Annotated in this window: 10 protein-coding genes and 1 riboswitch; of the genes, 7 read left to right on the forward strand and 3 right to left on the reverse strand. The window is 64.0% G+C overall.

Going from position 1 to position 13197, the window contains the following annotated elements; all coding sequences use genetic code 11:
• From flgK to nrdG, 7 genes are all read left to right on the forward strand, one after another.
• Complete coding sequence (gene flgK / locus QZ294_RS03260) at positions 1-2127, forward strand: flagellar hook-associated protein FlgK (protein ID WP_297046726.1); 2127 nt, start codon at positions 1-3, stop codon at positions 2125-2127.
• A 12-nt stretch (positions 2128-2139) separates the two neighbouring features.
• Entirely contained in the window at positions 2140-3720 is a 1581-nt protein-coding gene (flgL, locus tag QZ294_RS03265; RefSeq protein ID WP_297046729.1) for a flagellar hook-associated protein FlgL, read from the forward strand.
• A gap of 30 nt (positions 3721-3750) precedes the next feature.
• Positions 3751-3987 carry a carbon storage regulator CsrA gene (gene csrA / locus QZ294_RS03270; protein WP_297046731.1) on the forward strand — a complete coding sequence of 79 codons (237 nt, stop codon included), beginning with the start codon at positions 3751-3753 and terminating at the stop codon, positions 3985-3987.
• Positions 3966-4466, forward strand: coding sequence for a flagellar assembly protein FliW (gene fliW / locus QZ294_RS03275; RefSeq protein ID WP_297046734.1), 501 nt, complete (start codon positions 3966-3968; stop codon positions 4464-4466). The genes csrA and fliW overlap by 22 nt, the downstream gene beginning before the upstream one ends.
• 175 nt (positions 4467-4641) lie before the next feature.
• A riboswitch (cobalamin riboswitch) is annotated at positions 4642-4842 on the forward strand.
• A 122-nt stretch (positions 4843-4964) separates the two neighbouring features.
• Positions 4965-7214, forward strand: a complete 2250-nt coding sequence (locus tag QZ294_RS03280; RefSeq protein WP_297046737.1) for an anaerobic ribonucleoside triphosphate reductase — start codon at positions 4965-4967, stop codon at positions 7212-7214.
• 155 nt (positions 7215-7369) lie between these two features.
• Positions 7370-7492, forward strand: a complete 123-nt coding sequence (gene nrdD, locus QZ294_RS03285; RefSeq protein ID WP_297046814.1) for an anaerobic ribonucleoside-triphosphate reductase — start codon at positions 7370-7372, stop codon at positions 7490-7492.
• Positions 7485-8063, forward strand: a complete 579-nt coding sequence (nrdG, locus tag QZ294_RS03290; RefSeq protein WP_297046740.1) for an anaerobic ribonucleoside-triphosphate reductase activating protein — start codon at positions 7485-7487, stop codon at positions 8061-8063. The genes nrdD and nrdG overlap by 8 nt, the downstream gene beginning before the upstream one ends.
• A gap of 82 nt (positions 8064-8145) precedes the next feature.
• On the opposite strand, the gene QZ294_RS03295 is transcribed toward nrdG, so the two are convergent.
• The 3 genes from QZ294_RS03295 to QZ294_RS03305 all read right to left on the reverse strand — a co-directional run bounded on the left by QZ294_RS03295 (position 8146) and on the right by QZ294_RS03305 (position 12896).
• Positions 8146-9945, reverse strand: a complete 1800-nt coding sequence (locus QZ294_RS03295; RefSeq protein WP_297046743.1) for a [FeFe] hydrogenase, group A — start codon at positions 9943-9945, stop codon at positions 8146-8148.
• A gap of 31 nt (positions 9946-9976) precedes the next feature.
• Positions 9977-11956: an FAD-dependent oxidoreductase gene (locus QZ294_RS03300; RefSeq protein WP_297046746.1), complete on the reverse strand. Its 1980-nt coding sequence runs from the start codon at positions 11954-11956 to the stop codon at positions 9977-9979.
• Between the two features lie 376 nt (positions 11957-12332).
• Positions 12333-12896, reverse strand: coding sequence for a tetratricopeptide repeat protein (locus QZ294_RS03305; protein ID WP_297046748.1), 564 nt, complete (start codon positions 12894-12896; stop codon positions 12333-12335).
• Positions 12897-13197: the final 301 nt, after the last annotated feature.

Below are 13197 nucleotides of genomic sequence, written 5' to 3' on the forward strand. Positions count from 1 at the left end.
ATGCTCAACGGACTGCTCAATATCGGCCAGTCGGCCCTCAACGCGTCGCAGGCGTGGATCTCGGTCACGGGCAACAACCTTGCCAACGTGGATACCGAGGGCTATTCCCGCCAGTATGTGGACCAGAAGGATGCCGGCGGCCTCAAGTACAAGCCCGGGGCGCAGCCTCTGGGCGTCAACGCGCAGCAGATCATGCGCTTTTTCGACGCCTTTCTTGAGCGCTCCTATGTGAAGCAGTCCACCAATTCCTCGCGCTGGGACCAGCAGGACACCATCATGGCCTCGCTGGAAAACATCTTCAACGAGGCCAACCGCGCGGGCGTGAGTTCCGCGCTGACGAATTTCTTCAACGCCTGGCAGGACCTGGCCCTGCGCCCGGACGACACGGCCGTCCGCGAAAGCCTGCTTTCCCATGCCGACAACCTGAGCGACATGTTCGGCAACACCATGGACGCCATCAAGAACATCCAGAACGAGATGGATGTGTCCATCAAGCAGGGCGTTGACCGCGTCAACGACATCGCGGTCGCCATTGCCGATCTGAACCGCCAGATCACGGCCCAGACCGTGGACGGCATCAACAACCCCAACTCGCTGCTCGACAAGCGCGACCAGCTCGTGCGCGAGCTGGCTACGCTGGTGGATGTGGAGACCATCGACCACGGCAAGGGTGACTTCCGCGTCCAGCTTTCCACGGGCCAGCCCCTGGTGGACGGCATCGTGACCTACGAGCTGGAGGTCATGGGTCCGCGCGCCGAGAACCATCTCAAGTCCGGCTCCGCCTATGCGGGCACTGTCAACTTCGTGGGCAACGACAGCCACGAATACACGGTGGAGATCGTGCGCGGCGGCGATGCCGGCGGCGCGGAGCCTCCGCAGTTCCGCGTTTCGCTGGACGGCGGAAAGACCTGGCTGCGCGGCGAGGACGGCCAGGAACTGCGCTTCGACATCACCAACAGCGGCAAGACCGATGAGAACGGCAACTCCATCACCGACGAGGTGCTGGTCAAGGATCTGAAGATCTCCTTCTCCTCGGTGGAAAATTTCCATGCGGGCGACCAGTTCGACATCATCCCCAAGGATGGCCTCTACTGGATCGAGCCGTCGCGCGGCCCGCAGAACATCACCCCGCAGATCGGCTTTGACGGACAGGACAACAAGAACCGCGTCACCGGCGGCAAGCTGGCGGCCTATTACAATATCCGCGATGACAACTGCGGCCGCTACATGGACGAGCTTGATGCCGTGGCCTCCACCCTCGTGTGGGAGGTCAACCGCATCCACAGCCAGGGCGCGGGCCTTTCCAAGCTCACCTATTCCCAGGGCCAGCAGCGCGTGGAAGAAACGGATCAGCCCCTGGGTTCGCCCCAGGCCATCCTGCCCTTTGCCGACAAGCTCCAGAGCGGCAACGTCAACTTCCATTTTTATGACAGGACCACGGGCGCGCATATCGACTCCGCCATGCTCGATTTCGGCGGTGGCGCCAATTTCGACCCTTCGGTCCACAGCCTCGAGGATGTGCGTAACGCCATCAACAACATGGAGCTTGAAGACGGCACCAAGCCTCTCGTCGCCACCATCCAGGACGGCAAGCTGCTCATCGAGACGGCCGCCGGGTCGGACATCGAGTTCGCCATGGGCGCGGACAGCTCCGGACTCATGGCGGCCCTGGGCATCAACACCTTTTTCAGCGGCAGCGGGGCGGACGACATCGCGGTCAACAGCCAGGTGCACAACAATACGAACCTGATCGCCTCGGGCCAGGTCAACGGCCAGTTCCAGATCAACGCGGGCGACAACGCCACTGCCACGGCCATCGGCAAGCTGGTGGACAAGCCCGTGACCATCACCACGCTCTGGAAGACCGTGGACAACCAGACCATTTCGCAATACTACGCCAACCTCGTCACCACCGTGGGCGCGGACAGGCGCCTTTCCAAGACCAATACCGAATATCACGGCGCGCTCACCGACGACCTTTCCGAGCGCGTGGCCTCGGTCACGGGCGTGAACATGGACGAGGAGATGAGCAACCTCATCAAGTTCCAGCATTCCTATACGGCGGCAGCCAAGCTCATCACCACCGCTGACCAGATGCTGCAAACCCTGCTCGGCCTCAAGCAGTAAGGGGGAAGCCATATGGCTATCCGCGTCACCCAGAAAACCATGTACAACGACATGGTCGGCCAGATGCAGAAGAATCTGGCGGGCTATATGGAAAGCGTGCAGCAGGGTTCCACCCAGAAGAAGATCAACCGCCCCTCGGACGACCCGGCGGGCACCTACCGCGTGCTCACCACCCGCGTGGACCTCACCAATACGGCCCAGTATCAGGAAAATGTGGACACGGCCAAGGGCTGGCTCAATCTGGAGGACAGCGTCCTCTCCACGCGCGTGCCCACGGTGCTCCAGGACCTCATCACCCTGGCGGAGCAGGCCTCCACCGGCACCTATGACGCGAGCCAGCGCAAGATCATGGCCGACCAGGCGCGCCAGCACTTCGGCACCCTGCTCAACCTCGCCAATACGGAATTTGAGGGCAAGAGCATCTTTGCCGGCCATAGGTACGACCATAACGCCTTCGAGGAGGGCCTGGCCCTCACAAGCTGGGACGAGGACTGGGCCGAGGCCATCAAGGCGGGCGGCTACACTCTGCAGGGCGCCTCCAGCGAGACGGTCATCATCCAGTTCACCGAGGACGGCGCCCTTGAAAATATGCCCTCCTTCCGCTGGTCCAATGACGGCGGCGACACCTGGCAGGAAGGCAGCTATGAGAAGGACGTGAACGGCGACCTCGTGACGGATGCCAACGGCAATGTGCAGATCGCGGCCAACGGCGTCATCCTCACCGTGCCCAAAACCATGGAGGTCAAGGCCGCGGAGACGACCGATGCCGATGGAAAGGACAACGGACCCGGCGCAAAAAACGGGACGCTGCTCTATATCCGGCCCACGGCCATCTATCAGGGTGACGACAAGGACCCGCCCGTGGATGTGACCATGATGGGCGCGCCGAAGGACCTCACGGCCACGGCCACCGGCGACTTCGGCAAAAATGTGCTGGTGCGTATGGATTCGGACGCGGACCTGGACACCGCGGGCAGCGAGTTCACCTGGTCCTACAGCACGGACGGCGGCGCCAACTGGGTCACGGCCAAGGGGCAGACCAGCGGCGGCGGCACCATGCGCCTGCCCGTGCCCGGCGGCTATGTGGACTTTGACGCCACCGGCGCCGGCGGCACCATCACCGCGGGCAGCCAGATCATGATCCATCCCTCGCGCGCGGATCTCGACTACGAGATCATGAAGGACACCTATATCTCCGTGAACAGCGTGGGCAAGGACATCTTCGGCGGCTACTACGAGGGCAAGCCCGCGCTGGACGGTGACAACAACCTCTTCGAGGTGGTGGGGGCCTTCATCGGCTATCTGGAGGGCAACAACCAGGAGGGCGCGCAGAAGACCCTTGCCGCGCTCAAGGAAGCGGAAAAGCAGGTCCTTTCCGCGGCCACGGCCGTGGGCGGCAAGGAAAATCGCGTCCAGACCGCGGCGGACGTCCTTTCCTTCCAGAAGCTGGACCAGCAGGAACGTTTGAGCTATGTTGAGGACATCGACCTGACGGAACTGCTGACCAAACTCACGCGGCAGCAGCTCACCTACCAGACGGTCCTGCAATCATCGTCCATGATCATGAAGCTGAGCCTCGCCAACTATGTGTAAGCGCGCCCCTGGCGCATCGGACGCCATGCCATGCTCATTTTGACGCGACGCCCCGGTGAAAGCCTTTACCTGGGTGAAAATATCCGCATCACCGTGCTCGGTATCCAGGGGCGCCAGGTCAAGCTTGGCCTGGAAGTGCCCGCGGAAACCACGGTTTACCGCGAAGAGGTCTACGAACGGGTCATTGAGGAAAACCGCCGCGCCCTGGCGACAAAGAACGAAGATTTCATGGTGGCTGCTGAACTATGGCAAGCGAAAAAGAACTAGAGATCGAGACCCGCCTCGGGCGGCGCTCCATCGATCCGGACAAGATCATTCGTTTTCCGCGCGGGCTGGCCGGTTTTGAGGATGAGCACGACTTCATCCTCCTCCAGATCCGTCCCGAGGCGCCCCTGCTCATTCTCCAGAGCGTGACCAATCCCGGGGTGGGGCTGCTGGTGGCCGATCCCTACAGTTTTCTTCCGTCCTATCCGGTCATGCTGGGCGATGCGGAGCAGCAGCTGCTCCAGATCGACCGCACGGAGGACGCGGCCATTCTGGTGACCGTGTCCATCCCGCCGGGCGAGCCGGAGAATGCGACGCTCAACCTTACAGGGCCGATCGTCATCAACCATCCGGCGCGTATCGGCCTGCAGGTGCCGCAGGGGTTTGACGGACCCTCGCAGGTGAACATGCATTCGCTGGAGGCTCCGGCCGCCGAACCCGCACAGAAAAACGGCGGGGAAGCCGCCCCCGGGCGGGGGTAGCCCGGCAGCGGAGAAGATCCTCAGTGTCCTTCAAGGCCCCCTGGCATCCGCCAGGGGGCCTTCGCGTTGCAAGAAGGCGCGAAACCGAGAAAAATTAATAACTATTTCACCATATTGCACCGACACTAGGAGAACTTTTTTGCGCCTCCGCATTGACGGGGCGGAAAGTTTTGAATAGTTCTAGAAACGCGAAAGCGCCGTTGGCTCAATAGGGAATCCCGTTGAAATCGGGAGCGGACCCGCCGCCGTGCGCCGAAGCGCGAGCCGCCATGCGCGGTCGCGCCCCGTTTTTCCCCGTGTGCCACTGGGCAAGCGCCCGGGAAGGCCGAAAAACGGTCGGCAAGCCGGAAGACCTGCTTTCGCGGCAGTGGCGTCGTCACACGCCGAAATTGTGGGGACCGTCGGCAACGGGCTTTTGTCGCGGTTTCGCGCCTTGCGTCGCGTTCGCGCCGCGGTTGGCACTTCTTGCAAAAAAGCCCCCCGTTTTGGGAGTAGTCCATGCCCGCGATGATCATCAAACGGGACGGCGCCGCCGTGCCCTTTGACTCGAAAAAGATCCTCAGCGCCATCACCAGGGCCAACCAGGCCGTGGATGGGGAGGACATGTCCCCGACGGATCTGCTCTTTGTCACGGAAAAGGTGTGCCGCAAGCTGGACGAGCGCAATCTCCGCCATGTGGAAGAGATCCAGGACGTGGTGGAGGAGACGCTCATCCAGTTCGATTATGCCAGGACCGCCAAGGCCTATATCCTCTACCGCGCGGAGCACGCCAAGATCCGCAACGCGGAATCGGCACTCATGGAGATCTACCAGCGCCTCACCTATTCCCCGGCCGTCGCGGAGGACATCAAGCGCGAGAACGCCAATATCGACGGCGATACGGCCATGGGCACCATGCTCAAGTATGGTTCCGAAGGCTCCAAATACTTCGTGGACAGCTACATCCTGCCCAAGGACGCTTCGGCGGCGCACATCCATGGCGATATCCATATCCACGACAAAGATTTCTACATGCTCACGGAGACCTGCTGCCAGATCGACCTGATCCCGCTGTTCCGCAACGGTTTTTCCACAGGCCACGGTTTCCTGCGCGAGCCGAACTCCATCGAGAGTTACGCGGCCCTTGCCTGCATCGCCATTCAGGCGAACCAGAACGAGATGCACGGCGGCCAGAGCGTGCCCAATTTTGACTGGGCCATGGCCCAGGGCGTAGCCAAGACCTGGCGCAAGGAATACCGCCGGGCGCTGGAAGCCTGCCTGCGCCTGGCCGGAAACCTGGACGCCGGCGCGGCGCAGGCCCTGGCCGACGGGCTGCTGGCCGGGCGCGAGCCGCGCATGGGCGAGACGGCGGCCCTGGGGGAGGCGTTGGCCGCGGCCGCCGCGCCGGAACAGCGCGCGCTGGTGGAGCGCGCCCATGCCTATGCCGTGGAAGAGGCGCGTCTTCGGACGGAAACGCGCGTCTATCAGTCCATGGAGGCGCTCATCCACAATCTCAATACCATGAATTCCCGCGCCGGGGCGCAGGTGCCGTTCAGTTCCATCAACTACGGCACCGACACCTCGCCCGAGGGCCGCATGGTCATGAAGAACCTGCTGCTCGCCACCCAGGCGGGCCTCGGCAACGGCGAGACCTCCATCTTTCCTGTCCAGATATTCAAGGTGAAGGAAGGCATCAACTACGAACCCGGCGAACCCAACCATGACCTGTTCCAGCTTGCCATGGAGACGTCGGCCAAACGGCTCTTCCCCAATTTCAGCTTTCTCGACGCGCCCTTCAATCTCCAGTACTACCGCCCCGGCGACTATAACAGCGAAGTGGCGTACATGGGCTGCCGCACGCGCGTGCTCGGCAATGTCCACGATCCAAAGCGGCAGGTGACGTGCGGGCGGGGCAACCTGAGCTTCACCACCATCAATCTGCCGCGCCTTGGCATTGAGTCCAAGGGCGACATCGAAACGTTCTTCAACCTGCTGGATTCGGCCATTGACCTGGTTTTTCGCCAGCTGCTCCACCGTCTCAAGATCCAGAGCGCCAAAAAGGCGCGTAATTACCCGTTCCTCATGGGCAACGGCATCTGGATCGATTCCGGCGATCTGGATCAGGAGGACCGCATCGGCGAGGTGCTCAAGCACGGCACGCTCACCGTGGGCTTCATCGGGCTTGCCGAAACGCTGGTGGCGCTGATTGGCGAGCATCACGGCCAGAGCGAGGCCGCCCAGGCCCTGGGCCTCAGAATCATCGGCCACATGCGCCGCCGCGCCGATGAAGAGGCGGAAAAGACGAAGCTCAATTTTTCGCTCATCGCCACGCCGGCCGAAGGGCTGAGCGGCCGCTTCACCGCCCTGGACAAGGCGCGCTATGGGGAACTCCCCGGCATCACGGATCGCGGGTACTACACCAATTCCTTCCATGTGCCGGTCTATTTCCCCATCCGGGCCTTCAAAAAGATCCAGATCGAGGCGCCATACCACGCGCTCACCAATGCCGGGCACATCACCTATGTGGAACTGGACGGCGACACGGCGAAAAATCCGGCCGCCTTCGAGAGTATCATCCGCTGCATGCACGATGCGGGCGTGGGCTATGGCTCCGTCAATCATCCGCTCGACCGGGACCCGGTCTGCGGGTACACGGGCGTCATCAATGATGTCTGCCCGCGTTGCGGCCGCCGCGAGGGCGAAGGCGTGAGCGCGGAAAAACTCCGCGAGCTGCGCAAGCTGCACCCGGACATGCCGCGCTGGAACTGACGGGTCCGCACGCGCCAAAGCGGCGGTGGACTTCACACCATTTGCAGAAGAGCTGGACGAGGAGGAAAGACGCCATGCTGATGAAATCGCGCCTGTTCGAGGGAACGCAGCCCGGAGAAGAGGCCGCGGCCGCCACGGCCGCCGCGCCTGAAGCCCTGGTGGGTGACGGCGTGGGTTTTGAACGTATCCGGCGCATCACCGGCTATCTCGTGGGCACGCTCGACCGTTTCAATAATGCCAAACGCGCCGAAGAGCACGACCGCGTGCGCCATGCCTGAAGCGGGCGCGCGCCGGCCGCGCCTCGCCTCCCGCATCCCGGCATCCCCGCCGACTGCGGCGGGGGCTGCGGCCACGCTCCGGCTGGCGGGCATAGTGGAAGATTCCATCGTGGACGGACCCGGCTTGCGCCTGACGCTGTTCACTCAGGGGTGTCCGCATCACTGCCCGGGTTGTCACAATCCCGAGACGCATGCCCTCGCCGGGGGGAGCCTCCACTCTCTGGAAACGCTCGTGGCCCGCTATGCGGAAAATCCGCTGCTCTCGGGCGTGACCTTCTCCGGCGGCGAGCCTTTTCTCCAGGCCGCCCCGCTGGCGCAGCTCGCTGCCCGCATCCATGCGCTCGGGGGCACGGTCATCACCTATACCGGCTATATTTTTGAGGATCTGGCGGCGCGCGCCAAAGAAGATGCGGCCGTGGCCGCCCTGCTGGATGCCACCGACCTGCTCATCGACGGCCCGTATGTGCAGGCCCTGCGGAGTCTGGACCTGCCATTCCGGGGTAGTTCCAATCAGCGTCTGCTGGACAGGGATGCGCGCGCCGCGCTGGGGGGGACGGTTCCTTCCGTCTGAGTTTTCCGGCAGTGAACTGCACGACGAAACGCCGGGATGTGATGGCATCCCGGCGTTTCTGGTTTTCCTGCGCCGGATCGGCTCATTCCGTCAGCGTCAGGCGCTGCTTGTTGGCAAGGATGGTTTCGCTCGGGCTTTCGCTGCGATCCGAGTAGCCGGTGTGCAGAAGCTCGTGGGCCTTGTGCGAATTGGGTTCGTCAAGATAGTCCGCATAGAGTTTTTTCACCTGCGGATTATTGTGCGACTGGCGGCGCGGCATGGCGCGGTCCAGGCTGTAGAGGCCCTGCTGGCGCGTGCGGGCATGGGGGTGGTACTGGCCCTTGACGCGCGAGGTGCCGCCCCCGTCCACACAACCGCCGGGGCAGGCCATGACCTCGATGAAGTCATAGGGGGATTCCCCGGCCAGCGCCTGTTCGGCAAGGGCGCGGGCATTGCGCAGGCCGTGGCAGATGGCGACCCTGATGCTGCCGTGACCTTCGCCGAGGTCGATCTCCGCCTCGCGCACGCCGTCCATGCCGCGCAGGGGGATGATCTCGATATGTTCCAGTTCCCGGCCCGTGACCACGGCATGCACGGTCCGCACCGCCGCTTCCATGACGCCGCCCGTGGAGCCGAAAATGACCGCGGCGCCCGTGGATGCGCTCATGAAGGGGTTGTCGAAGGGTTCGGGTTCAACAGCCGCCAGGTCCACGCCCATGCGTCGCAAAAGACGCGCAAATTCGCGCACCGTGAGCACCACGTCGGTGTCGGGCACGCCGTCCCGCGCCAGCTGCGGCCGGGCGGCCTCGTCCTTTTTGGCGATGCAGGGCATGATGGAGATGGTACGCAGCCGCTTCGCGTCAAGCCCCATGGCCTGGGGGAGATAGCTCTTGGCGAGCGCCCCGAGGATGCCCTGGGGCGAGCGCGTGGAGGAAATGTGCGGCAAAATCTCGGGGCAGTGCTTTTCCGCATAGTTGATCCAGCCCGGGCAGCAGGAGGTGAACATGGGACCCGGAGTGCCGTTCCTGAGCCTGCCGAGCAGTTCCGTGCCTTCCTCCATGATGGTCACGTCCGCGGCAAAGTCCGTGTCCAGCACGACATCCGCGCCGATGCGCCGGAGCGCGCCCACGATCTTGCCCTCCACATTGACGCCGGGGGCGAAGCCGAACTCCTCGCCCAGAAGGACGCGCACCGAAGGCGCGAAGCTGAAGACCGTGGTGACCTCCGGGTCGGCGAGCATGTCCAGCACCGTGTCGTTCTGGTCGCGCTCCGCCAGGGCGCCGGTGGGGCAGACCAGGGTGCACTGGCCGCACTGGATGCAGGCCGAGGCCCCGTGATTGTCCGCCATGCCCACGCCGATGCAGGCGCCCAGGCCTTTGCCGTCCACGGTGAGGGCGGCCACGCCCTGGATCTGGCGGCAGACCTCCACACAGCGCAGGCAGCGGATGCACTTGCGCATGTCGCGCGTCATGCCCGTGGCGCTGTCATCCAGCGGGCGCTCGGCCGCGCTCGGGCGCAGCCGGTGGAGAAAGCGGTTGCGGGCCAGCCCCACGGCCTCGCCAAGGTCCTGAAGTTCGCAATCGCCATGGCGCGCGCAGGAAACGCATTCCTGATCATGGTCGGCAAAGATCATTTCCACCTGGGTGCGCTGCATGTCGCGCACATGGCGCGAGAAGGTATCGATGCGCATGCCGTCGGCAAGCGGCGTCTCGCAGGAGGCCACCATGCGCGTGCCCTTGTCGTCGCTCACCTCCACGATGCAGACGCGGCAGGTGGCGGGCTTGTGCGCCAGCGGTTCGAAACGGCAGAGCGTGGGGATGAAGACGCCCGCGCGTCGGGCGAGCTGAAGGATGGTTTCCCCTTCCTCGAACGCGTATTCCTGACCATTGAGATAGGCTTTCATGGAATGTCCTTTTTCTGTCCGCGCCAGGGGCCTAGGCGGGATTGCCGGGGATGGGGTCGCGCGTGATCACGGAGAGCACACGATAGCAGCGCATGCAGCGCGAGGCCTCGGCCCATGCCTCCTCGCGCGTCATGGTCTGTTCCACCTCATCAAAGTTGCCGGCCCGGCTTTCGGGAGCGATCTCCCGCACGCCCACGCGTTCCTGCCGGGGTTTGGCCGGAACGGGCGCGGCATCGTCAAGAAGTCTGCCCCGGGCGATCCATTCGCTGAGCCGCCAGCGCGAGTCGAAGGGCACCTGATCCGTGGAAAGGAACTGGTCAATGGAGCGCGCCGCGAAATAGGCGTGCCCCATGCCCATGATCATGGTCGTCGGCCCGGAGGCGCGCGGGCCGCTCGTGCAGTCGCCGCCGGCGAAAACCCCCTTGCGGCTCGTTTCGTGCGCCGCGTTGATGAGGATGCAGTTCTTGCGGTCGCGTTCGATGGACTCGTCATTGCGGAGCATGGCCGCATCGGTCTTCTGGCCGATGGCCGCGATGACATGGCGGCACGGGATCACATGCGCGGACCCCGCGATGGGACGCACGCCGCGCCGTCCGCTGGCGTCCGGTTCGGTGCGTTCCATGTCGAGGACACGCAGGCCCGTGATCTCGCCGTTTTCCACCTCCAGGGCGTCCTGTCCGCAAAGGAAGTGAAACTGGACGCCCTCGGCCCTGGCGGCCGCGATCTCTTCCGGGTCCGCCGGGGCATCGGACTCGGTGCGGCGATAGATGAGGTGGGTCGTGCCCGTGGCAACGCGCGCGGCCGCGCGGCAGCAGTCCATGGCTACATTGCCGCCGCCGACCACCACCACGTCGCCATCCAGGACGGGCGGGGCGCCCGCCTCCACGCCCATATAGACGCGTTCGAGGAATTCGATGCCGTTTTCATAGCCGGGCAGGCTCGTGTCTTCCCCGTCCATGCCGAGATAGGCGCCGTTGGGACAGCCGCAGCTGATGAAGACCGCGCCGTAGCCGCGCCGGAAAAGCTCGTCCACGTCAAAATCCCGGCCCAGCTTCTGATTGAAGAAAAATTTGCCGCCCATGGCCTTCACGATGTCGGTCTCTTCCTGGAGCGTGTCCTTGGGCAGACGGTAAATGGGGATGCCGTAGCGGATCATGCCTCCCGCCTCGGCCTTGGCCTCGAAAATGTCCACGGGATAGCCGCGTTCCAGCAGGTGGTAGGCGCAGGAGATGCCCACCGGGCCGGCGCCCACGACGGCAACGCGCGCTTCCTTGCCGGGCGCGGCGGCCTGCGGCTTGAGCATGCCCGAGGCGATGGCCCTGTCCGCCGCGTAGCGCTTGAGGTTGCGGATGGAGACCGGCGCATCCACCCTGCCCCTGCGGCATGCGCGTTCGCAACTGCGGACGCAGACGCGGCCGCAGCTCCCGACCAGCGGATAACTCCGCAGGACGGTATTGGCGGCGAGGTCGTCATGCCCGTCCTTGATATAGTCGATGTAACGGGGAATATTGACGAGACCGGGGCATGCCTCGATGCAGGGGCTGGTGATGGCGCTGTAAAATCCGCGCCCGTCGCCGCACTCTCCGGGCCGCAGGGCGGCCGGAAAATGCGTCAGCGCGGCAAGCAGGGGCAGCGCGCCGGTCTTGCCCACCCCGCACAGCGAGGTGCGGCACATCTGGGCGGCAATGTCGCGCAGGTCCTGCCAGTCCACGGCGTCGCCATCGCGGGCGGCGGCCAGCGCGTCGCGGAGCAGGGGCGCGCCGGTGCGGCAGGGCGAACACTTGCCGCAGGATTCGGAGGCCACCTTGTCAAAGTGCTTCCACAGCGCCCAGAGCAGGGGCAGCTCGGGATCAAAAACGAGAAAACCTCTGTCGCTGAGGAACGAGCGGGCCGGATTGCCTTCGTTGAAATCGTCAAAGACGGAAAGATCGAGACCGGGGGGCGTGCTGTCACCACCGGCGCGGTTATCATAGACGGTGCCGTCCCAGACTCCATAGACAAGTCGCGGCATGGGCGCTCTCCTCAACAACGGCGCTGGTCCTGCCGTGCGCCGGTCGGTTTGCTGTGGGCGGAAGATCCGTAAGGGTATGGCACCCCTCTACCACAGGGCGCCCGGCAGTTCAATGGCTGCCTGCGGAACCACAGCAACATGGGAAAAAAAAGACATGGCCGGAAAAACACGAAAACCAGTCGCATGCGCGGCGTAGCGCGTGCTCCTGGTTTTCGGGGACGGCCATCTGTCGCCGGCCCTGGCGGCGTGGAAATGCCGCCGCGAAGAGTGTCGCTCCCGTCCGCTGGGGGATTTTCCGGCTCCAGGCTCGTGCCGGGAGCCGGAAAACCTTGTGGGGAGGGGAGAAGTGCCGCCGCGCGGACGGGGCTTGGCCCGTTTACGCGGCCATGGTGTCGAAAAGTTCCTTGGCGTTGCTGTTGGCCGGGTTTTCGCCAAGCACGGCTTCCAGATGCTGCCTGGCCTCGTCGTTGCGGCCCAGATAGATGAGGCATCCGGCCAGCGTCACGCGCACGGCCTCTTTTTCCTCACTGGCTTCAAGCGCCGCTTCGAGATAGGGGAGCGTGGCATCCACGCGTTCCGTCTGATACGCCTCGCGCACAAGGCAGTTGAGCGCAACGATGTTGGCCGCGGATTTCTCCAGCGCGCGGGCGAAATACTCGAACGCCTCGCCGTGGTTGCCTTTTTCCATGTGGACAAGTCCGATGCCGCACAGGGCCTTGTCGGTCTCCTCCACGGCGGCCGCCTTCTGGTAGAGCGTCAGGGCCTTGTCCAGCTCGGAGCGCTGCACGGCCACGGTGGCAAGGCCCATATAGGGGGCACTGCTGCGGGAATTGCCCGCCGCGGCCTTGCGATAGTATTCCTCGGCCTTGTCAAAGTCGCCCATGAAAAGGTAGCACTCGCCCAGTTCCTTGTTGATTTCGTAATCCAGCTGATTTTCCATTTCATCCTCCCCTTTGAGGCGTTTCCCACATGGCGCGTTGGCGCCGGTGAAGTGCCTCATGCTATGCAGGGAGCATGCCATCGAAAAAAAATTCTTAGAAAACAGTGCGTTGTGTTTATTTGGAGTGACGCGGGATGGAAAATATGCCCGGGATCCGCCAAAAATATCGCCCCATGGCCCGGCCCGGCGTCGCTCCCTTGACGGCAGGGCGGCAGATCTTGCCGCCCTGTGCGGCGGCGTCCGCGCGGAACGCGGGGCGCGCCGGGAAGTGCCAGAGCGTTTTCGCAAGGAAATCGCGGAA

Source organism: uncultured Desulfovibrio sp. (assembly GCF_910584445.1).
GTDB lineage: Bacteria > Desulfobacterota > Desulfovibrionia > Desulfovibrionales > Desulfovibrionaceae > Desulfovibrio.